Origin of the sequence: Rhodoferax sp. (assembly GCF_010365055.1) — a bacterium.
GTDB lineage: Bacteria > Pseudomonadota > Gammaproteobacteria > Burkholderiales > Burkholderiaceae_C > Rhodoferax.
Genome location: NZ_JAAFHA010000073.1, coordinates 1 through 20,324, shown reverse-complemented (window position 1 = coordinate 20,324; position 20,324 = coordinate 1). Strand labels below are relative to the sequence as shown.

The window sequence follows — 20,324 nt, the reverse complement described above, 5'->3', positions numbered from 1 at the left end:
ATTGTCGGCAGCATGGCCACGGTGTGGCACGGCGTGGTGAACCCGCCCAGGGGGAGGGCGGTGCGTGAGTGGCGCTATGACGACCAGCGCAGTGCCCTGAACAAGGGCGCGGAGATGGGCCGCTTTCTGCTCGGGTCCACCGTGGTGCTGCTGTTCCCCAAAGGCCCATTGCAGTTCAATCCCACTTGGGCGCCCGCTGGCGCGATTCGATTGGGTCAAGCCATGGCCAGCCAAGCCTTGCCGTAGCCGCTTGCGCAGCGCCGGCGGGGCGGCCACAATGCGGCCATGAACTACCAACACTTACTGGTCTCCACCAGCGGCCCCATCACCACCCTCACGCTGAATCGGCCCGAGAAGCGCAACGCGCTGGCGATGCCCGTCATGCTGGAGTTGACGCAGGCCTTGCGCGCCGTGGCGCAGAGCGACGCCTTGGGCGTGATCCTGGCGGCCAACGGCCCGGTGTTCAGCGCTGGCCACAACTTTGGCGACATGGCCGGTGCCACGCTGGCGCAGGCGCGCGAACTCTTTGCCGTCTGCACCGAGATGATGGATGCCATTCAGGCGATGCCGCAACCGGTGATTGCCAAGGTGCACGCCCTCGCCACGGCAGCCGGTTGCCAACTGGTGGCCAGTTGCGACCTGGCCATTGCCGCCGACACCGCCGGCTTTGCCATTCCGGGCGGCAAGGGCGGTTTGTTTTGTCATACGCCGCTGGTGGCGCTCGCCCGCAACATCGGTCGCAAACGCGCGCTGGAGATGGCGCTGACCGGTGATGTGATCGATGCTGCGACCGCCGCCAGCTGGGGCCTGATCAACCGCGCGGTCCCGGCCGATCAGCTCGACGCCGCCACGCTTGATCTGATCAACCGTGCCACTCGCGGCAGCGCGCTGTCCAAGGCGATGGGCAAGCAGGGCTTTTACCAGCAGGTCGGCTTGCCGCAGGACCAGGCGTACGCATTGGCCTGCGAGTTGATGGCAACCGCCGCCATGACACCGGACGCCCAGGAAGGGATTGCGGCTTTCCTGCAAAAGCGCCCGGCGCAGTACACGCAGGGGCCGTCGGGCCAGGGCGCATGAACCGGCCCAGGCGTCAGCCAGACCGGGCCGCTGCGGCCTTTACTTGAAAATAACGGTCTTGTGACCGTTGATCAGCACCCGGTGTTCGCTGTGCCATTTGACGGCCCGCGCCAGCACCTGGCTTTCAGTGTCACGGCCCAGCGTGGTCAGGTCTTCCACCGTCTTGCTGTGGTCCACCCGCGCCACGTCCTGTTCAATGATCGGGCCTTCGTCCAGGTTGGCGGTCACGTAGTGGGCGGTGGCGCCAATCAGCTTCACGCCGCGGTCATGGGCCTGGTAATAGGGCTTGGCCCCTTTGAAGCTGGGCAGGAACGAGTGGTGGATGTTGATGGCCGCGCCCGATAACTTGCGGCACAGGTCGTCGCTCAAGACCTGCATGTAGCGCGCCAGCACCACCAGTTCGGCCGCTTCCGTCTGGATGATTTCATACTGCCGGGCCTCGACCTGCGCCTTGGTGGCGGCGGTGATCGGCAGGTGATGAAACGGCACGTTGTAGCTGGCGGCCAGTTGGTAGAACTCGCGGTGGTTCGAGATGATGGCGCGAATGTCGATCGGCAGCAGGCCGCTTTTCCAGCGAAACAGAAGGTCGTTCAGGCAATGGCCTTCCTTGCTGACCATGATCACGGTGCGCATCGGCTGCGCGCGTGCGTGCAGGCGCCATTGCATCTCGAAGGGCTGGGCAAACACGCTCAAATGGCCGTTGAGCTCCTCATGCGTCGCCTGCGCACAAGCAAACTGCACCCGCATGAAGAACAGGCCGGTGTCTTCGTCGTTGTATTGGGCGGCTTCTTCAATATTGCCAGCGTGTTCCAGCAAGAAGCCGGACACCGCGTGCACCAGCCCCAGGCGGTCGGGGCAGGAGAGAGTCAGTATGTAAACAGGATTCATGCGCCGGATTGTCGCAGGGCTCAGGGTTCCTTTTTCGACTTGGCTGCAGCGGCTGTTGCGCTGCGCTGCTTGCTGAAGTCGGCGCAATAGTCCTTGGCGGGCACCGGTTCGGTGGCCCAGGTGAGGTCAAAACTGCTTGCACTTTCCGTATCTTCAGATGGCGGGCCGGCCTGCAGACGCACCGTCTTGACATTTAACCCCGGTGGCAGGTGCAAGGGCACACCCAGGCTGCGATCCACATGGCCGCCGCCGGCCAGCAGCAGCACGGTCTTGCCGGGCCGCGCCGCCTGCGCGACGGTTTGGGCCATGGCGACATCGCGCGCAATCTGGACCCGCGTCATCGGGGCAATCTGGCTTTCGGGCAACAGGTTGCAGTGGCCCACGCGGACCCGTTCCTGTTGGGCCCCCAGCGCCGGGGCTGACAAAAGTGCATCCAATGCGCTGTTGGTCATGGCCTCACGCACACGTGCCGGCGGCAGATTGGCGCCGATCACCGGCACGCCAGCGTGCACAGCCGCCATCACCGCCGGGCCGTAGGCCGCCCAAGGCCAGCCCTCATTGTTCCAATTCAGGGCTGCGCGCACGGCGTGTTCACTGGCATCTGATCCGAGCTTTTCGGTCGATTGGCCCTGGCTGGCCATCTCCAGCGCCAGCACCGCCAGCGTTTGCTGGCGCGCCAATGCTTCTACAACGGCGCGCTGGATGCGCTGATGGTCGGGTACGTCATGCTGCTCACCCAAAAAAATGACGTCAACGGGCAGAAGTTGCTGCAGCAGGCCAGTGGGGTCAAGGGCGGGTGGTAGGGCCTCGTTGGCAGCGCCGGTGCAACCCAGCAAGGCTAACGCTGCCACAACCGCCGCGAGACGTCGGGTGGCCATCAAAAAAACCTTTGATTCGAGGCAGCGTGGCAGCAGGCGCGGTGTGCGCTCAGTGCACCCGCACCGGGTTTTGCGCCAGCTCGGCGTATTGCTCCAGCGTGTCTTCCACCTCTTCCTGGGTCGGGGTGTTTTGCTGCCAGGCCGAAATGTGCTGCTGGAACAGTTCTGCCCAGGAACCGTCCAGGTAGACCTCTTTGTTGGCGCGCTTGTCCACAATCTCGAAGCCGTGGCGTGCCAATGTGGGCGCAATCCGCACCGGTTCCGTGCGATCACGGCCAGCGTCTGGCGCTGCATCGGTGACCACGGCATTGGCCAGCATGTGCGTCACAGAGTAGGTGTCAGAGTCGTAAAGCGTGTGCATGGTAAGAATTATCCCTTAAACGTCTATGCCCTGCAGATGGCAGGGGAGGCGGCAATTTCAAGGGTCAGGGCCTAACTTTGCGGCTCGGTCACCAGCCACTGCTGGTCGACATAGTCACCATTGGCCTCGGTGATGCGGATGCGGGCCGGCAAATAGCCCAGCGCTGGCGCCAGCCACAGCTCGACCTTCTGGTCAAACGCCTCCCGCGGGTTGCGCACCAGCTTCAAGGTGGCTTGCTGGCCGCCCGGCAGCGCCAGTGTTTCCGGCGCGCCCACGGTAAAGCGCCAGAGATCGGCAGCGCGCGGGCCGATAGTCTGGAATGTGATCGTGCTGGCTTGCGGGTAGCGTTGCGGGGCACTGGCCAGCATGGCAGCCAATTGCATCAGCACGCTCAGGCGGTCCTGGGCGCCGGCCAACAGCGGCACGTCCGGCGTGTTGGCGCTGAAAGTGACTTTGCCCTGGGCCCGATCAAAGTGGGCGGCGACCTCGCTGCGGAACTTGTCAGAAAAGCGCAGCGGCGCCAGGCCTTGCGGCGTGATCTGGCCGCGACTGGTCTGCACGCGCGCCTGGCCGAACGCGCTGATTTCCAGTCGCGCCGCGTATTCCTCGTCGGTTCGCTGCCAGCGCAGCTCGGCGTTGAGCCGGTAGGGGAATTTGTTGGCCAGCACCTGGTATTTCAGACGCACCGAGGCGGGAACCTTGTCGGCAGCGACCGCCAGTGCTGGTTCGGGTGGCAGGCGCGGCGCGCCTGGAGCCAAGGCCAGCTGATCGGCGTCAGGCCGGTCCTGCAAGGCGGCGTCATCGGGTCGGATTGAAATCGCCTCCACTTCCTTCGGGGCGGCCGGCATCGGCGCGGCAGCTCGCGCCTGGTTGGACGCAGCCTCTGACTTGGCTGACGGCGCTGACTCGGGCGATGGCGCTGACCGGGCCGCGCTGGGCCGCACGCGCTGGCGTGGCGGCGGCGCCACGGTCGCCGCGTTGGCCGCGCTGGGTGGCGCTGCTATTTCGGGCGCAACTGGTTCAATCGAACGGGTGAAGAACGCACGCAGGGGTGGTTCGGCCTGGCTTGGCCGCAGGACAATCGGGCTGGCCTGCAAGGCCGCCATATGCACCCCCAGCACCGCTACGGTGATGACGGCCAGCACCTTGAACGAAAATACAGAATTTACACCAGTCATTGACCCGTATTCCCTATGAAACTTGCTACTTACAAAGACGGCTCACGCGATGGCCAGCTGGTTGTTGTGGCGCGCGATCTGAGTGTTGCCCATTATGCGACCGGCATCGCGCACCGGTTGCAGGAGGTGCTCGACGATTGGAACTTCCGCTCGCCCCAGTTGCAGGACCTGTACGACGCGCTCAACCGGGCACGCGAAAGTGGCGCGAACACGGGCACCGGCCTGGCACGCCACGCCTTCCCGTTTGACCCGCGCCAATGCATGGCGCCGTTGCCGCGTGCCTGCCAGTGGGTGAATGGGTCGGCGTACCGCAACCCCCAAACACGGCAAGGCGCTGCCAGCACAGCCACCGCTCCCGTGCTGTACCAGGGTGCCAGCGACGATTTTCTGGGGCCATGCGACGAGGTGCTGTGCGCCAGCGAGGCCGATGGCATCGATTTCGAAGCCGAGGTGGCGGTCATCACCGGCGACGTGCGTCTGGGCGCCACCCCGGCCCAGGCGCTTGACGGCATCCGGCTGCTGCTGCTGGCCAATGCGATCAGTCTGCGCGAGTTGATGCCGGCCGAGCTGGCGCAGGGCTTCGGACCCGTTCAGAGCCGCCCAAGCACCGCCTTCAGCCCGGTGGCGGTGACGCCCGACGAAGTGGGCGCGTCCTGGGCCCAGGGCCGCTTGGCCCTGACGCTGCAAACCAGCTGGAATGGCCGCAAAGTGGGGCTGTGTGAGGCAGGACCAGAGATGCGCTTTCATTTTGGGCAACTGATTGCGCACCTTTGCAAGACACGCAGGCTGCGCGCCGGTTGCATCATCGGCTCGGGCGCCGTCAGCAACCTGGACACCAGCCACGGCTACAGCTGCATCGCCGACAAACGCGCCTTGGAGACGCTGCTGGATGGCCAGCCCTTGACCGAGTTCATGAAATTTGGCGACACCATCCGCATCGAGATGAAGGGCCGCGATGGGCAAAGCGTGTTTGGCGCCATTGAGCAGGAAATCGTGCCGCTTGAAAAAGCGACAGCGCTTTGACAGGTTGCTGGGCGGACCACGCCATCAAGCGCCCGCCAGCTGCCCGGCAAAGGTTTTGACGCCGCGCAGCATCATCTCGATCGACACCGCCACCAGCACCAGGCCCATCAGGCGCTCCAGCGCCACCACAAAGCGGTCACCGGCCACGCGCTGAATCCGTTCGGCCAGCACCAGCACCACGGCGCTCACGGCCATGGTGACGCACAGCGCGGCAATCCATTCCATGCGCCGTTCGGGGGCTTGCGATACCAGCAGCAGCACGGTAGCCAGCGCCGACGGGCCGGCAATCGCCGGAATAGCGAGCGGCACGACCAGAGGCTCATGCAACTCCTCGGGCGCATCGGACTTGGGCGGCGGGAAAATCATGCGCAGGGCGATCAAGAACAGAATCACGCCGCCGCCAATTTGCAGCGACAGCTCGCTCAAGTTCATCACCCGCAGAAAGCCACTGCCGACAAACATGAAGCTCAACAGCAGCGCAAAGGCAATCAACACCTCGCGCAAAATCACCCAGGGTCGCCGCTCGGGCGCCACATGCTTGAGCGCGTTGGCAAAAATCGGGATGTTGCCGATCGGGTCGGTGATCAGGATCAACAGGATGGTGGCCGAGGCAAAGGTGTAATTCATGGCCCCGGCAGGATATCAGGACCGCTGGGCCTGGCGCTCTTCAAACTTCTCCTGGCAGGCGATGCAGCGCAGCGCGTCCGGCGCCGCGTGCAGCCGGGCGGCCGGAATCCCCACCCCACAGTCGACGCACAAACCGTAGCTGCCGTCCTCAATCCGGCGCAGGGCGGCGTCCAAGCGGTCAAGCTCTTCGCTGTCGTGCGCGTCGAGCGCAAATTCAAGCGCGCGTGCACTGTTGTCTTGCGCGGTGGAATCTTCCTTCTGGCCAAAATGCTCGGCCGATGCCTCGGCACGTCCGACCGCGCCGCCGCGCAGGTCCCTGAGCTGCGCCATCAAGCTGGCGCGCTGGGCCAGCAATTGTTCTTTAAAAGCGGCGTTGAGTTTTTTGGTCATGAGAAAACCTCCGTGGCGATGAGTTGTCATGATGCGCCGCCAAATCAATACAAACTTTGAGGAACGTCAAGCAACTGGCGCCGCCTGCAGGCTGAAAAAGCGGCAACTACAATGCGCCCGATGTCAATCCTGCAACTGCTGCGCCACGCCAAACTTCTTGCCCGCTTCGTGCTGGTGTGGTTTGCCATGTCGATCGCAGCGGCGATTGCCTCGCCGCTGGTCAAGCCGCAGGCGTTTGAGCTGATCTGCTCGGGCGCGGGCGGGATGAAGCTGTTGCAGAAGACCGATGACGGCAGTGCGCCGACTGCCAGCCACACGCTGGATTGCCCCTTGTGCGTTGGCATCGGCGCGCCACCACCGCCTCTGGCATCTGCGGGTACCGAGCCGATGCAAGCGTTGGGCTATGTGCTGCAAGGCATTCCCGCTGCCCACATTGCGGCTCTGAGCGCCGCGCCCTTACCCGCGCGTGGGCCTCCGGCCTCTTTCTAATACATCAAAAAAGATAGCTGCTTGCGCTTGCTCCATGCGGGCTGCAGGCGTATTTTACTCAAATGTTGCAGCAGCCTGGCGTGGCTGCTTCTTGTTCGTCGGGCAACCGCTGTTTGAAGCCGTCCTGCCCTTGCCCCTTTTCAAAAAACCTGACAGAGAAAACACCATGAAATTCAAAACACTGATGACCTCGGTCGCCCTCGCCGCGACCGCCTTCGCCTGCGCTGCCCACGCTGCTGCCATTGAGGTCGAAAACGCCTGGGTGCGTGCCACCGTCAAGGGCCAGCTAGCCACCGGCGCCTTCATGACGCTCACCGCCAAAGAGGGCGCCCGGCTGGTCGGCGTCTCGTCCCCGGTGGCGGGCGTCAGCCAGGTGCATGAGATGACGATGGACGCTGGCATCATGAAAATGGGTGAGGTCAAGGGCGGGCTGGACTTGCCCGCAGGCAAGGCGGTGGCGCTCAAATCCGGCGGCTACCACCTGATGCTGATGGACCTGAAATCGACCTTGCTCCAAGGCACCAGCGTGCCCTTGACCCTGGTGTTCAAGGATGCCAAGGGAGTGGAAAGCAAAGTCGAGCTGACGGTGCCGGTGGCGGCGGTGGCCCCCGCTGGCATGGCGCATGGCAAAGAGGCGCCGATGGATCATTCCATGCACGGCAACATGCCGGCCAAAAAGGCACCCTGAGCGCCTGGCCTGTTCCGGCATTTGATGTCACACCAACCCAGGCTGACAGGCTGCGGCGCCCCTTCGTCCTCCATGCACCAACTCTACTATTTAATTCATAGTGACTCAGATAGGATCGACAAGGGCTAGAGGCTGATTTGTCTTAAATTCAGGGGTGTTTTGCAATTTCAATATTGCGGCGACGACCAGTCGCCGTTGAGAGGTCCTGCGCCGTCTGCTGTCGATACGCCTGTTGCTGGCTGCTCTGGCTTGCACTGCCTGCGCGGCGCTGGGCCCGAACAAGCTGCCGTACACTCGCGCCGCCAGCCTTCTTGTTGATGCTCCCGCGCTGGCCGGTGGCAAAACGAATAACGAATCCATGCTGACGGCACCCGAAATCGAAGTATCCCGCCTCTTGCATATCTGCAACGACTGCCACTACTGCGACAGTTTTTGTGCGGTATTCCCCTCCAGCTCGCGGCGGCTCCAGTTTGCCAAGGCCGACATCCACTACCTGGCCAATCTTTGCCACAACTGTGGCGCCTGCCTGCACGGCTGCGAGGTCGCCCCGCCGCACGAGCTGGCGGTCAACCTGCCGCAGGCCATGGCCCGCGTGCGTGGTCAGACCTACGCCGACTATGCCTGGCCACCGGCCTTGGGCGCACTTTACCAACGCCATGGCCTGGTGCTGTCGCTGGCACTGGCGAGCGCTTTGACCCTCTTTCTGCTGCTGGCGCTGGCCTTGAATGGCACGCTCTTGGGCTCACCCCAGGCTGGGTACAGCGCGGTGTTTGCGCACCAGGTGCTGGTCGGTTTGTTTGCGCCGGTTTTCCTGTATGCCGTGTTTGCACTGGGCATGGGGGTGCGGCGTTTCTGGCACGACGTGACGCCGGCCACCAGCGGCCAGTCAGTCGGCGCCGCGGCCGCTGGCGAGGCCGCCCGTGACGTCTTGCGCCTGAAATACCTGGACGGTGGTGGCCACGGCTGCAACAATGCCGACGGTACGGCCACACTGGCCCGGCGCCGGGCCCACCATCTGACCTTTTACGGTGTCTTGCTGTGCTTTGCCGCCACCTTGGTGGCGAGCGTCTATCACTATGTCCTGGGCTGGACGGCGCCCTACGACTTGCCGCAACTGCCCAAACTGCTGGGTGTCGCCGGCGGGCTGAGTTTGCTGCTCGGCACGGGTAGCTTGTTCGCACTCAACCTGCAGCGCCACCCTTTGCACGGCGATGCGGCGCAAAAACCGATGGACCGCGGCTTCATCGCGCTGCTCTTCTTTGTCAGCGCCAGCGGCCTGGCCCTGTGGTTGGTGCACGCCGGGGTGGCCCTGCCAGCCCTTCTGACCCTGCACCTGGGGCTTGTGATGGCGCTGTTTGCCACGCTGCCTTATGGCAAGTTTGCGCACGGTATTTTCCGAACCGCCGCGCTCTTGCGCCATGCGGTCGAAAAGCGCCAGACCTAGCGCTGGCGGCACATCGCCATTTGGTCGGCATTGGGGTAAGCTGTGAACCCTTACAGCCAACCCCTTGGAGACAACATGAGTGATGCCCAAAACCCCGGTTTCGGTAAATTTATCCCCGGTTTCGATTTTCTGCAAAACCTGGCCAAGGGGGCGACGGAGACGGTGCCGCAGATGCCCAATCTGGCCAACTGGATTGCACCCACCCTCAATGTCGAAGAGCTGGACAAACGCATTGCCGAACTCAAGGCGGTGCATTTCTGGCTCGATCAGAATTCCAAGGCGCTGGGCGCGACCGTGCAGGCGCTGGAGGTGCAGAAGATGACGCTGGCCACGCTCAAGGGCATGAACTTCAACATCGGTGACATGGCCAATGCACTCAAGCTCAAAGCCGCTGATTCGGTCTATTCCGGGGTGCAGCGGGTCACCGAAAAAGCGGCCTCCACCGCCCACACCCTCTCCGAAGTGGCCGCTGACGCCGAAGATGTGGCTAAAAAGGTCCGCAAAGCGGCCAAGCCCGTGACGGACATGGCCGCTGGCTTGATTGACCCGATGCAACTCTGGGGTGCGCTGACACAGCAGTTTGGGCAAATTGCCGCCAGCGCCATGAAGGACGCCGGCAAGGCCACCGCCCTGGATGTCACCAAAAACATGGCGGCCGGCTTTACCAAAGAAGTCGTTAAAGCTACAAAAAATGTAGCTGCTAGCGCAGGTACAGCGAGGGCTGCAGCCAAAAAAGTGCCTAACAAAGCGGTCAAAAAAACTGTGCGCCGCCGCACCTGATGCGCGATTGCTTGCGCTAAAAGGCGGGTCATGAAGCTGTTTCCCTATGGCCATGCCACGCACCCGCAGTGGCAGATGGCCGCCGAGTTGACGCTGGCGCAAGTGCGCGCCCAGATGGCGCTGCACGGTTACGCCAGCAGCCCGACGCTGGCCCTGCTCTACATCACCGACCACTACGCGCTGCAGGCGCAAGACATTCTGGATCACCTGAGCGCCGAGCTGCCCGAGATCACCGATTGGTCGGGCACCGTGGGCGTGGGCATTGCCGCCAACAACGCCGAGTATTTTGACGAGCCGGCGCTGGCTTTGATGTTGTGCGAGTTGCCGACCGACCAGTACCGGGTGTTTTCCGGCGTGGCGCCGCTGGGCCTGGGCTTTGAGGCGCATACCGCGCTGATCCATGCCGACGCCAGCACGCCCGATCTGGGCGAGCTGATTGAAGAGATGGCGCAGCGCACCGACTCGGGCTACCTGTTTGGCGGCCTGGCGTCGAGCCGCTCCAAGACCGTGCAGTTTGCCGTCGGCGGCGACGGCAACATCAGCGGCCAGGGCGCGGCCCGTGGCGTTTTCAGCGGGGGCTTGAGCGGCGTCGCCTTTGGTGCCGGGATCAAGCTGGTGTCGCGCGTCACGCAAGGCTGTTTGCCGGTGGCGCGGGCGCATCAGGTGACCCAAGCCGACAAGCATGTGGTGTTGGCGCTGGACGATGAACCGGCGTTGGATGTGATGCTGCGCGACCTGCACATTTCGCTGGAGCAGCCGCAAGAAGCCTTGGCGGTGGTGCGTGCCACGCTGGTGGGGCTGGCGCGCGCGCAGGACGGCAACCGAGGGGTGGCGGTGTCCGATGCGCCAGCCGTGCGCCAGACCGGGCATTTTGGCAACGATGTCCTCGTGCGCCACATCATTGGCCTGGATCCGGGGCAGCGCGGCATCGCCGTGGCGGAGCCGGTGGCGCCGGGCACGCAACTGGTGTTTTGCCAGCGCAACGCCCAGGCGGCCAAGGCCGATCTGATCCGCATCTGCGCCGAAATTCGCGAGGAACTGGAGCCCGAAGAGCTTCCGCTGGCGGCTGTCACGGCGTTGCACGCGTCCGAGGCCGAAGCGGCGCCGCATCCGGCACGCGGCATTGCCGGGGCCATTTACGTGAGCTGTGCCGGGCGCGGCGGGCCGCACTTTGGGGCCCCGAGCGCCGAGCTGCAAATCATTCGCCGTGCCTTGGGTGATGTGCCGCTGGTGGGCTTTTTTGCCGGTGGCGAGATTGCCCGCAACCACTTGTATGGGTATACCGGGGTGTTGACGGTGTTTGCCGCGCCCTGATCGGGGCGGTCAGAAGTAGCCCGGCAGCTCAAAGGGGTCAAAGCCATCCTGTTCGCCCTGGTGCTGTTCACGCAACCAGCGCTTGAACGCTGCGTCCTCCTGCACACGCTGCAAGTCCGCCTGCATCATCACCACATCGACTTGCAAGTTCTGCTGTTGCTCGATCATGGCGCGCTTGAGGCTGCCCGCACTCAGCGCCGCAGAGGGCGCCAGACCGAACTCGGCGCGTATCTGCATTTCCATGTCGCGCAGTTCGCGCGTCAGCACGGCAGCTCGATCTTTGAGCAGCACGCTCAGGGCTGCGACCTTCTCACGCGCCAGATTGGACATCATCTCGCCGTCCGTCAGCGCGGCGCGCACCTGCAATTGCAGCAGGCCCAGCAGGTCGCGGCGCTCATAGGCGGCATTCACCTCCTTCATGAGCGCGGTCTTGCGCGCGCGCTCATGGGTGTCGCTTTCGCGGTCGGGGTGAAGTGCGCTGACCAGCTGGCGGTAAATGGTGCGCAGCGCGCCTTGCGCGTCCTGCGCTTGCTGCTCGGACTGTTGCTGGCGTGCGGACGACTTGCCACCCCTCTTGTGGCCCGCCCGCGCTTCATCCTGCGCCTGCTGCTGTTCCTGCATTTGCCTCATGCTCGCTTGCAGCATGTCCTGCAGGCTTTCAAAGCCCGGCGCATGGCCCGGGGGGTGGCCCAAAATGCCTTCCATCATCGCCTGCATGTCAGCCATGGCGGACTGTTCCTGCTCGGCCAGTGACTCGTCGCTGTGCGCATCATGCATTTGCTGCATGGCCTCGTCGCCGGCCATGGCCAGCCCGGCGGTCAGGTTGCAGATCATCTCGCTGGTCATGCGTTTCTGCTTGGCGCTGAGTCCCTTGCGTTGCAGTCGCACGTCCAGCCACAGCGCCATGCGGCGCATCAGGGCGCTGCGCTCGTCTTCCAGTGGGCGTAGGGTGGCCCCATGGTGCGGGCGGTGCGCATCGGCCAGCGTGCGCGTCGCCTCAATCTTGCGTGCCAGGTTTTCGGTGCGCGTGATCAGCTTGTTAAAGCGCTGTTGCTCGGGCGAGAGCGAGGCACTGGTGAACTGGAGCGCGGTAACGGCGTTGCTTGGCGCGCCCGTCTTGTCGGCGGGCGTTGCCGGCACACGCTCGTCGGGTTCGTTGTCTGAAAACAAAGGGGTTTGGCGTGGCATGGTCTGGTCCCGGCAGAAAGGATCGGGTCGGGCTGGAGGCAGTCATGAAGGATGGGAGTGGCTTCTTGCTCCGCACTGATTTTATCTGATGTTTTGTGGCTCTAGCCCGCGTAAAACATGCATTTGTGCTATCTATTACGCAGTGACTTGACTGCGTTCAGCTGTGCCCGAAACGCCGCAGGCGCCGCTTCCAGCGGCGCTTGAGCACACGCCCCAGTCGCCACGGCCATGACGCGCGCACCTGCGTCAGCAGCGCTTCTTTGCAGTCAATCCAACGGGTGTAGAGCCGCGCAAACCACGCCAGTTGCATCAGCGCGGGGCGTGTCAGGGTGAATAGGCGGGCCACGGCGGTCGTGCCCACTAGCTTGGCGCCGAGGATGACCAGCGTGCCGGAGAGCACTTGGCCCTGGCCGATCAGCCACAGGGCCAGCAACTTGACCGGCAGCAGCATCACGGTGGGCAGCAGAAACAAGGCCAGGGCGGCGTAGGGTGGCAAGGCGCGGATTCGCTCTTCGAGCCAGCGCAGCCCCGGCAAACGACCCACCCAGGCCAGCGCCCGCTGCAGCGGCTCCCAACCCCATTCCTCGAACAGGATTAGCAGCGCCAGCAGCCAGCCGAACAGACCTTTGAGGAGGCGAAGGGGCAGGCGGGCCAGCCAAAGCCAGAAGCTGCGGGGCTTAGGCGGTGGGTTGGTCATGGATGGGATGTCAAGGCCAGTTCCTGGCACAGCGTTGCCAGCGGTATGGCCTGGATGTCGTGACCCAGGGGAAACGATTCGTCACCGGGATAAACCGCCAGTTTTCGCGCCGGTGATAAGTCCGCGCAGGCAGCGTGAAAGCCGCGCTCGATCTTGGGGCTCAGGCTGCGCTTGATCTCAATGGCCCACATCTTCCCGCTGGGCCAAGTCAGCAACAAATCAACTTCGGCGCCACCGCTGGTACGGTAGAAATAGCCCTGCACGCTGGCTGGCGCGCAACTCAGCAGGTTCTCGATCACAAAACCTTCCCAACTGGCGCCCAGCACCATGTGGGATAACAAGCTTTCTTTGGTTTCGATGTCCAGCAGGGCGTGCACCAGCCCGCTGTCGCGCACATACACCTTGGGCGACTTGACCAGACGTTTGCCCACGTTGGCGTGCCAGGGTGGGAGGCGGCGCACCAACAGCAGGGCGCACAGCAGGTCGATGTAGCTTTGCGCAGTCTTGACATCCACCCCCATGTTGCGCGCCAGTTGGGCTACGTTGAGCAGGCCACTTTGGTTGTGGGCCAGCATGATCCAGAAGCGGCGCAGCGTGTCGGCGGCAATGCGCGGCCCGAACTGGGGAACATCGCGCTCCAGATAGGTGCGGATGAAATTTTGCCGCCAGCGCAGGCTGCGCGAGTCACTGGGCGCGGTCATGCTCTCGGGAAAGCCGCCGCGCAGCCACAAAGCATCCGTTAGCTCGGTGCCGGTTTCCAGCAGGTTGAGTGGTCCCAACTCAAGGTAGGCAATGCGCCCTGCCAGTGTTTCACCCGATTGTTGAAGCAAGTCCAGTGCGGCCGATCCCAGTAGCAGGTATTGACCCGCGCGGCGTCCGCTGCGGCGAGCCTGGTCGATCAGCCCACGCAGCACCGGAAACAGATGGGGTGTTCGGTGAACCTCGTCCAAAATGACCAGTTTGTCCAGATGGTCTGCCAGATACAGCTCGGGCTGTGCCAGTTTGGCCCGGTCACGCTCGGATTCCAGGTCGAGGTAGATGCTGGGGATAGCCTTGGCCGCTTCCAGTGCCAGCGTGGTTTTGCCCGCCTGGCGCGGCCCCAGCAAGGCCACGGCGGGTGAATGCTGAAGCTCCTCAGTGAGTTGTGGTAACAGGCGGCGTAAAAACATCCTTGCAATTATGGAGTTTCATTCCATGATTTGCAATGATAAATTCACACGCCGCGCGCCCGGTCCGCCTTGAACTGCTGGCGGAACGCGCCAAAGGCGCCTGCGTCCAGCGCAGCGCGCACCTCGGTCATCAGGTTCAGGTAGTAGTGCAGGTTGTGGATGCTCGACAGCATGGGCCCCAGCATCTCGCCGCAGCGGTCCAGGTGGTGCAGGTAGGCGCGGCTAAAACCACCCCGCCCGCCTTGGGCCCAGGACCGGCCCGCACCGGTGTCTGGCGCGTTCATCTCCGGCGGGCTGCCCGCGCAGGCGTAGCAGGTGCAGGTTTCATCCAGCGGGCGCTGGTCTGCTTTGTGGCGGGCGTTGCGAATTTTCAGGTCGCCATAGCGGGTAAAAAAGGTGCCGTTGCGCGCGTTGCGGGTCGGCATCACGCAGTCAAACATGTCCACGCCCTGCGCCACGCCTTCCACTAGGTCTTCCGGTGTGCCGACACCCATCAAATAGCGCGGCTTGTGCGCGGGGAGACGGTGCGGCGTGTGCGCCATGATGCTCAGCATCTCGTCTTTGGGCTCGCCGACACTGACGCCACCGACCGCGTAGCCGGGAAAGTCCATGGCCACCAGTTGCTCCAGCGACTCTTGCCGCAAGGCCTCAAACATGCCGCCTTGCACAATGCCAAACAGGGCATTGGGGTTTTCCAGCCGGGCAAATTCGGCCTGGCTGCGTTTGGCCCAGCGCAGGCTCATTTCCATTGAGCTGCGCGCCTCCTGTTCGGTGGTGATCTGGCCTTTGGTTTTGGGCTCGACCGACAAGTAAGGCGTGCATTCGTCCAGCTGCATCGCAATGTCGGAATTGAGCGTGGTTTGAATCTGGATGCTGACCTCGGGCGACATGAACAGCTTGTCGCCATTCACCGGGCTTGAGAAGTGCACGCCGTCCTCGGTGATTTTGCGCATGGCGCCCAGGCTCCAGACCTGAAAGCCGCCGGAGTCGGTCAGGATCGGTTTCTTCCATTTTTCAAACTGATGCAGGCCGCCAAACTGCGCCATCACATCCAGCCCCGGGCGCATCCACAGGTGAAAGGTGTTGCCCAGGATGATTTGCGCGTCCATGTCTTCCAGGCTGCGCGGCGTGACGCCTTTCACCGTGCCGTAGGTGCCCACCGGCATGAAGATCGGCGTTTGCACCACGCCGTGGTTAAGTGTGAGCGTGCCACGGCGGGCAAAGCTGTCGGGGTCGGTTTGGAGCAGGTCAAATTTCAGCATGGGCGCTATTGTCTTTGATCTCCAGGGCCAAACGCCGACTTGCAACTGGTTTGCTTTACTCCTATGATTCGCTTTACCAAGATTTTGTAAAGGATATTTGTATGCAAGCACAAGCCATTGTTTCAAGCAAGGGGCAGGTCACGCTCCCGGCCGCCATGCGCGCCAAGCTGGGCTTGAGCGCAGGCTCGCACATTCAGTTTGAATTGCGCGGTCAAGAGTTGGTGATCAAACCCGAACTGCCGATGAGCGCGTACTACGGCATGCTCAAAAAATACAACCTGAATCCGGCTGACCTGGAGATTGAGAAAGAACCGGACCGGGAGTTTGAATGAACGTCGTTGATTCATCGGGTTGGATCGAGTTTTTTCTGGCGAGTCCCAATGGTCCCAAATTCAAGACGGTGATTGAACAGCGCGACAAGCTGCTGGTGCCCGTGATTGCGTTGTATGAAGTGCACAAGGTGCTCAGCCGCAAAGTACCGCCGGAGGCGGTGGCGCAGTGTCTGGATGTGATGCGACTGGGCCGTGTGCTGGAGCTCACCGACCGGCGCGCCATCGCGGCGGCCAACGTCGCCTTGCGCCACCGGCTGGCCATGGCCGACGCCATGATGTACAGCCTGGCGCTGGAGCTTGGTGCGATTCTCTGGACGCAGGATGTTGACTATCAGGCTTTGCCGGGCGTGCAATGGTTTGCCAAAGCTTGAGGCAGGCGCCAAGGCCAGGCTGCTGGCTGCAGCGCTTTGGCGCGCTTCAGCGCTGGCGTGCCAGCAGCATGGCATCGCCATAGCTGAAAAACCGGTACTGCGCTGCAATCGCGTGGCGGTACAAGGCCATCACGCGCTCATAACCCGCAAACGCGCTCACCAGCATCATCAGGCTGGATTTGGGCAGGTGAAAGTTGGTCACCAGCAGGTCCACCAACTTGAAATCAAAGCCCGGCGTGATGAAGATGCGGGTGTCGCCGGTGGTCTGGCCGGTCTGCGCCCACGATTCCAGCGTGCGCACGGTGGTGGTGCCCACCGCGATGAGGCGGCCACCGCGGGCGCGGCAGTCGGTAATGGCCTGCTGCGTGGCGGTGGGCACGTCGTACCACTCGCTGTGCATCTGGTGCTCGGCCAGGTTTTCGGTTTTCACGGGCTGAAAAGTGCCCGCGCCCACATGCAGCGTCACAAAGGCGCGCTGCACGCCCAGCGCGTCGATGGCGGCGAGCAGGGTGTCATCAAAATGCAGCGCGGCCGTCGGCGCGGCCACGGCACCGGGCTTTTTGGCGAACACGGTCTGGTAACGCGCGGCGTCCTCTAACGAATCGGTGTGCGTGATGTAAGGCGGCAGCGGCACATGGCCGTGGCGCGCCATCAGCGTGAACGGGTCGTCGCCCGCGTCGTTGGTCAGGACAAAACGAAACAACGTACCCTGGGCATCGGGCCAGCGCCCCAACAGCGTGGCGCGCAAATTTTCATGCGTGCCGGGCGCGCCGGTCAGTGCCACGGAGGCGCCCACTTCAGGCTTTTTGCTCACGCGCAGGTGCGCGGCCACCTGGTTGCCGCCCAGCACGCGCTCAACCAGAAGTTCGAGCTTGCCGCCGGTGGGCTTCTCGCCAAACAGGCGGGCGTTCATGACGCGGGTGTCGTTGAAAACCAGCAAATCGCCCGGCTGCAGCAAGGTCGGGAGATCACGAAAAATCCGGTCTTGCGGGGTGGCGCCAGTGCTGTCGAGCAGCCGTGAGGCGCTGCGCTCGGGCGCGGGGTGCTGGGCGATCAGCTCGGGCGGCAGGTGGAAGTCAAAGTCGCTGAGGGTGAAGGCGCGGGCGGCGTCGGCTAAAGAGGGCGGCATAGTGCTTGAATGGGTGGACTGGCCCCGTACCCGGGTGCGCAAAGAGGCCGATTGTCGCAGGCCAAACTGGACGACACGTCCTGTTCATCTTTGTCGTCTGCCTGACAGGTGGGTGCGTTCGCAGGGTTCCCGTTTGCCGCCTGATCGCGTCTAATAGAGTCTCTAAAAACAAATGGAGAAGATTAATGACAATACTTGTAGCCTATGTGCCACGCCCCGAGGGTCAAGCCGCCCTGGACAAAGGCATCGAAATTGCACAGCGTCGCAATGAAAAGCTGGTGGTGGTCAACGCCACCCCCGGTGGCAAGAAGGAAGATGCGTCGTTTGCCGACGTGCAGGACTTCGAGCGCGTCCAGCAGCTATTGGAACAATCGGGCCTCAACGCAGAAGTCAAACAGTTTGTGCGCGGCAAAAATGCCGTCGAAGAAATTGAGGCCCTGGTTGAGTCCTTGCCCGCCTCCTTGCTCGTCATTGGCATGAGAAAACGTTCCCCCGTGGGCAAACTCATCATGGGCAGCGTGGCCCAGGAGCTACTTCTTTCCGTGTCCTGCCCGGTATTGGCGGTCAAGTCGGCGGGGTGACGATGCTGAGCATGGGGCATTCGAGCTTATAAAACTGCCAGGCCAGCCGCGATGGCCGCATCCCTCAGTTGTGCATCTTGCGTTGCCAACGCAATGCCATGGCGCTGGGCCAATTCCAGATAAGCTGCGTCATAGCTGCTGAGCTTGTAGTGCATGGCCAATTCAAACAACTGTCGTTGGTTGGGCCCGGGGCGCCTATCGACATCTATTGGGAGCTCACCCAGCGTGTCAAGAATTTGCCTTGCGGCCTCCAGGCTCAGTTTCCCGCGCGTGCAGGCAGTTTTAAGAACGTTAGCCAACTCCAGTTGCCAAAGCGGTGGCACCACGGCACTTTCCGTCTCCAAACGGGTCGCAATGGTCTGTGTGTAAGTCGTGGCCTGGTCTGGCAAATACCAACCGGTGACGACCGAGTTATCAAGCACAAAAGACATCACTCTCGGCCCTCTTGGATGGCCTGCTTGACAGTGCAACCCAACTCAGCACCACGTCCCAATGTACGCATCCGTTGCATGGCATTTGAAACGCGCTGACTTTGCGCCACTGGTACCTCGCCCGCGGTGCCCATCGCCACCAATCTCGCTATGGGTGCGCCGTGACGCGTGATGGTGATTTCCTCGCCATGCTCGACCGCACTGAGCAACTCCGAAAACCGGTTTTTGGCTTCAAAAACAGCAACAGATCTCATGGTTCAACCCTGAAAATTATGGATAGCCATATTTTTGCACAAACCGACAGCGAGAGGGAAAACAGTAGTTCGGACCGGGCTCCTTTTCTCTTTTCTGTCCCCTTTCTGTTCAACCCCAATCAGTTTAGGCGTGAACTTGGGCAAGATTTTCGGGCTCAACTGACAAGCGCATTCCCACGGACTGCAATACGGCCAGCAGACCAGTCGCACGGTTGTCAGGGTCAACGACTTGATTGGTCCATGTTGTGAGTCTGCGTCCAGCTCTTTAAGGCGTCATTGATGCGGGTTTGCCAGCCGTCGCCAGATGTCTTGAATTTCTCGATCACTTCCGTATCGATTCGCAGCGTGACTTGTGTTTTGACACCGCTGCCCAAAGGTCGGCCGCGACGCACCAAGGGCTTGGCCTGCGCCCATTCGGAGTCCGTGAACGGCATTGCATCTGGGTCGGACATTGCAGCTGCAGTGATGGCCGCATCTTCTTCGGGTGTTGGCAAAATGATGACACGACCCGAACGGGTTTTAACTGTTTTCAACATAGATCTGCACCTCTCGTTTATTGGCTTTGCGCAAACTGATCATCCGTCTTGATTGGCCACGTTCGACGAAGGCGACAAAATACAAGCGCTCACCTTTTGGCAACAGTCCGCACATTCGCTGCTCACCATAATCGCGACGTTTGTCAGGCCATACCAGCGCCGACTCCCATTCAAGCTCACTCGCCATCGCAAGTGGTAAACCATGCTTGACAGTATTCACTGCACTTTTGGCCGGGTCAAAGGTCACACCGATAATTTATTGTAACTACGATTAATTCAAATGTAAATAGTATTTGTAACTACGTATTTACAACCTGCCTTGAAAAAATGCCCGCGGACAAGGCCTTCATTCGCACGACACATGCCGCATGGCTGCAGCCGTTTCTGAGTTGACTGCTGTTCTGTCAATAGAAGACCCTTACTTTTTTTTATAGCTATATACCCAATAAAGACGGGGGCTACGGGCAAATTAGGCTTGAAACTCTACGAGGCGATCTTTGGCGCAGGTCATGCGCCTACCGCTCAATTAATTCCCGTTGTCGCCAGAAATAGCCGTAAACCCCACCGTTTATCGCGCTTTAGCCGGGCCGGAATTTTCATATTCTCACTACCGTTTCATCTCAAAGTGATTCAGCGAGCTTCAGTGCAAACAGAGCTCAACGTCCGGCAAGTGTTTGAAAGAGCGCACCGGTCATGGCGGTCAATCCACAGGATTGGCGTTGGGATTGGCAGCAATGCCGGATTAATTCAGCTTTAAAGGAGCTTCAAAATGTCAGTTATCAACACAAATATCAGTTCATTGACCGCGCAGCGTAACCTGATGTCGAGCCAGGCCTCGCTGTCCACCTCCATGCAGCGCCTCTCAAGCGGCTTGCGCATCAACAGCGCCAAAGACGACGCTGCTGGTCTGGCCATCAGCGAACGGATGACAACCCAGATCCGCGGCAGCAACCAGGCAGCACGCAACGCCAACGACGGCATCTCGCTGGCGCAAACGGCTGAAGGCGACTTGGCGCAAATCGGCAGCAACCTGCAGCGTATGCGTGAACTGGCGGTGCAGTCGGCCAATGCCACCAACTCGTCATCCGATCGCGCCGCGCTGGATGGTGAAGTGCAAGCACTGTCTGCAGAAATTGACCGGGCTGCACAAAACTCGTCATTCAACGGCAACAAGCTGCTCGATGGTTCGTTCACGGCCCAAAAATTTCAGGTCGGCGCCAACAACACGGCCAATGAC

Annotated in this window: 26 protein-coding genes and 1 pseudogene; 12 read left to right on the top strand and 15 right to left on the bottom strand. The window is 62.0% G+C overall.

Annotated features, from left to right (window positions below; genetic code table 11):
• Positions 1 to 246, top strand: a 246-nt coding sequence (locus tag GZ093_RS15075) for a phosphatidylserine decarboxylase (RefSeq protein ID WP_296487292.1), incomplete at its 5' end; no start/stop codon positions are given.
• A 39-nt stretch (positions 247 to 285) separates the two neighbouring features.
• On the top strand, positions 286 to 1,077 hold the full coding sequence (locus tag GZ093_RS15070; RefSeq protein WP_296487289.1) for an enoyl-CoA hydratase-related protein: 792 nt from the start codon (positions 286 to 288) through the stop codon (positions 1,075 to 1,077).
• Between the two features lie 39 nt (positions 1,078 to 1,116).
• Here the strand turns inward: GZ093_RS15070 and purU are convergent, their stop codons facing one another.
• From purU to GZ093_RS15050, 4 genes are all read right to left on the bottom strand, one after another.
• Entirely contained in the window at positions 1,117 to 1,965 is an 849-nt protein-coding gene (gene purU, locus GZ093_RS15065) for a formyltetrahydrofolate deformylase (protein WP_296487286.1), read from the bottom strand.
• Between the two features lie 20 nt (positions 1,966 to 1,985).
• Entirely contained in the window at positions 1,986 to 2,843 is an 858-nt protein-coding gene (locus GZ093_RS15060) for a ChaN family lipoprotein (RefSeq protein ID WP_296487284.1), read from the bottom strand.
• A gap of 49 nt (positions 2,844 to 2,892) precedes the next feature.
• Positions 2,893 to 3,204 (bottom strand): DUF3567 domain-containing protein, encoded by a 312-nt coding sequence (locus GZ093_RS15055; RefSeq protein WP_296487282.1) that lies wholly within the window; start codon positions 3,202 to 3,204, stop codon positions 2,893 to 2,895.
• 71 nt (positions 3,205 to 3,275) lie between these two features.
• On the bottom strand, positions 3,276 to 4,382 hold the full coding sequence (locus tag GZ093_RS15050; protein ID WP_296487279.1) for a DUF3108 domain-containing protein: 1,107 nt from the start codon (positions 4,380 to 4,382) through the stop codon (positions 3,276 to 3,278).
• Positions 4,383 to 4,397: 15 nt separating this feature from the next.
• On the opposite strand from GZ093_RS15050, the gene GZ093_RS15045 reads away from it, so the two are divergent.
• Complete coding sequence (locus GZ093_RS15045; RefSeq protein ID WP_296487277.1) at positions 4,398 to 5,405, top strand: fumarylacetoacetate hydrolase family protein; 1,008 nt, start codon at positions 4,398 to 4,400, stop codon at positions 5,403 to 5,405.
• Positions 5,406 to 5,429: 24 nt separating this feature from the next.
• On the opposite strand, the gene GZ093_RS15040 is transcribed toward GZ093_RS15045, so the two are convergent.
• Together GZ093_RS15040 and GZ093_RS15035 are read right to left on the bottom strand one after the other, a co-directional pair.
• Positions 5,430 to 6,032, bottom strand: coding sequence for a MarC family protein (locus GZ093_RS15040; RefSeq protein WP_296487275.1), 603 nt, complete (start codon positions 6,030 to 6,032; stop codon positions 5,430 to 5,432).
• A 15-nt stretch (positions 6,033 to 6,047) separates the two neighbouring features.
• Positions 6,048 to 6,422: a TraR/DksA family transcriptional regulator gene (locus tag GZ093_RS15035; RefSeq protein WP_296487272.1), complete on the bottom strand. Its 375-nt coding sequence runs from the start codon at positions 6,420 to 6,422 to the stop codon at positions 6,048 to 6,050.
• 120 nt (positions 6,423 to 6,542) lie between these two features.
• Between GZ093_RS15035 and GZ093_RS15030 the strand changes: the two genes are divergently transcribed.
• From GZ093_RS15030 to GZ093_RS15010, 5 genes are all read left to right on the top strand, one after another.
• A complete protein-coding gene (locus GZ093_RS15030) occupies positions 6,543 to 6,911 on the top strand; it encodes a DUF2946 family protein (protein ID WP_296487269.1) in 369 nt (122 codons plus the stop codon).
• Positions 6,912 to 7,077: 166 nt separating this feature from the next.
• Positions 7,078 to 7,599, top strand: a complete 522-nt coding sequence (locus tag GZ093_RS15025; protein WP_296487266.1) for a copper chaperone PCu(A)C — start codon at positions 7,078 to 7,080, stop codon at positions 7,597 to 7,599.
• A 328-nt stretch (positions 7,600 to 7,927) separates the two neighbouring features.
• Positions 7,928 to 9,043, top strand: coding sequence for a tricarballylate utilization 4Fe-4S protein TcuB (tcuB, locus tag GZ093_RS15020; protein ID WP_296487297.1), 1,116 nt, complete (start codon positions 7,928 to 7,930; stop codon positions 9,041 to 9,043).
• A 75-nt stretch (positions 9,044 to 9,118) separates the two neighbouring features.
• Complete coding sequence (locus GZ093_RS15015; protein ID WP_296487263.1) at positions 9,119 to 9,823, top strand: PhaM family polyhydroxyalkanoate granule multifunctional regulatory protein; 705 nt, start codon at positions 9,119 to 9,121, stop codon at positions 9,821 to 9,823.
• Between the two features lie 30 nt (positions 9,824 to 9,853).
• The gene (locus GZ093_RS15010) at positions 9,854 to 11,137 is read left to right on the top strand and encodes an FIST C-terminal domain-containing protein (RefSeq protein WP_296487261.1); all 1,284 of its coding nucleotides are present in this window, start codon (positions 9,854 to 9,856) and stop codon (positions 11,135 to 11,137) included.
• A gap of 9 nt (positions 11,138 to 11,146) precedes the next feature.
• Here the strand turns inward: GZ093_RS15010 and GZ093_RS15005 are convergent, their stop codons facing one another.
• The 4 genes from GZ093_RS15005 to tgt all read right to left on the bottom strand — a co-directional run bounded on the left by GZ093_RS15005 (position 11,147) and on the right by tgt (position 15,453).
• A complete protein-coding gene (locus GZ093_RS15005; RefSeq protein ID WP_296487257.1) occupies positions 11,147 to 12,325 on the bottom strand; it encodes a J domain-containing protein in 1,179 nt (392 codons plus the stop codon).
• Positions 12,326 to 12,482: 157 nt separating this feature from the next.
• A complete protein-coding gene (locus GZ093_RS15000) occupies positions 12,483 to 13,022 on the bottom strand; it encodes a hypothetical protein (RefSeq protein WP_296487256.1) in 540 nt (179 codons plus the stop codon).
• Positions 13,019 to 14,191, bottom strand: a complete 1,173-nt coding sequence (locus GZ093_RS14995) for an ATP-binding protein (protein ID WP_296487254.1) — start codon at positions 14,189 to 14,191, stop codon at positions 13,019 to 13,021. Before GZ093_RS14995 ends, GZ093_RS15000 begins: the two co-directional genes overlap by 4 nt.
• Before the next feature lie 44 nt (positions 14,192 to 14,235).
• Entirely contained in the window at positions 14,236 to 15,453 is a 1,218-nt protein-coding gene (gene tgt, locus GZ093_RS14990; protein ID WP_296487253.1) for a tRNA guanosine(34) transglycosylase Tgt, read from the bottom strand.
• A gap of 101 nt (positions 15,454 to 15,554) precedes the next feature.
• On the opposite strand from tgt, the gene GZ093_RS14985 reads away from it, so the two are divergent.
• Complete coding sequence (locus GZ093_RS14985; RefSeq protein WP_296487252.1) at positions 15,555 to 15,785, top strand: AbrB/MazE/SpoVT family DNA-binding domain-containing protein; 231 nt, start codon at positions 15,555 to 15,557, stop codon at positions 15,783 to 15,785.
• Positions 15,782 to 16,156, top strand: a complete 375-nt coding sequence (locus tag GZ093_RS14980) for a type II toxin-antitoxin system VapC family toxin (RefSeq protein WP_296487250.1) — start codon at positions 15,782 to 15,784, stop codon at positions 16,154 to 16,156. The genes GZ093_RS14985 and GZ093_RS14980 overlap by 4 nt, the downstream gene beginning before the upstream one ends.
• A 46-nt stretch (positions 16,157 to 16,202) precedes the next feature.
• Here GZ093_RS14980 and queA read toward each other — a convergent pair whose 3' ends face one another.
• On the bottom strand, positions 16,203 to 17,285 hold the full coding sequence (queA, locus tag GZ093_RS14975) for a tRNA preQ1(34) S-adenosylmethionine ribosyltransferase-isomerase QueA (protein ID WP_296487248.1): 1,083 nt from the start codon (positions 17,283 to 17,285) through the stop codon (positions 16,203 to 16,205).
• Between the two features lie 185 nt (positions 17,286 to 17,470).
• Here queA and GZ093_RS14970 point away from each other — a divergent pair, with 185 nt between their 5' ends.
• A complete protein-coding gene (locus GZ093_RS14970; protein WP_296487246.1) occupies positions 17,471 to 17,866 on the top strand; it encodes a universal stress protein in 396 nt (131 codons plus the stop codon).
• Positions 17,867 to 17,892: 26 nt separating this feature from the next.
• Here the strand turns inward: GZ093_RS14970 and GZ093_RS14965 are convergent, their stop codons facing one another.
• From GZ093_RS14965 to GZ093_RS14950, 4 genes are all read right to left on the bottom strand, one after another.
• Positions 17,893 to 18,297: a type II toxin-antitoxin system VapC family toxin gene (locus tag GZ093_RS14965; protein ID WP_296487244.1), complete on the bottom strand. Its 405-nt coding sequence runs from the start codon at positions 18,295 to 18,297 to the stop codon at positions 17,893 to 17,895.
• Positions 18,297 to 18,551: a type II toxin-antitoxin system prevent-host-death family antitoxin gene (locus tag GZ093_RS14960; RefSeq protein ID WP_296487242.1), complete on the bottom strand. Its 255-nt coding sequence runs from the start codon at positions 18,549 to 18,551 to the stop codon at positions 18,297 to 18,299. Before GZ093_RS14960 ends, GZ093_RS14965 begins: the two co-directional genes overlap by 1 nt.
• Before the next feature lie 221 nt (positions 18,552 to 18,772).
• Positions 18,773 to 19,087, bottom strand: coding sequence for a BrnA antitoxin family protein (locus GZ093_RS14955; protein WP_296487240.1), 315 nt, complete (start codon positions 19,085 to 19,087; stop codon positions 18,773 to 18,775).
• Positions 19,071 to 19,340: a BrnT family toxin gene (locus GZ093_RS14950; RefSeq protein ID WP_296487295.1), complete on the bottom strand. Its 270-nt coding sequence runs from the start codon at positions 19,338 to 19,340 to the stop codon at positions 19,071 to 19,073. The genes GZ093_RS14955 and GZ093_RS14950 overlap by 17 nt, the downstream gene beginning before the upstream one ends.
• Positions 19,341 to 19,856: 516 nt before the next feature.
• On the opposite strand from GZ093_RS14950, the pseudogene GZ093_RS14945 reads away from it, so the two are divergent.
• A pseudogene (locus tag GZ093_RS14945) lies at positions 19,857 to 20,324 on the top strand (flagellin); the annotation flags it as partial.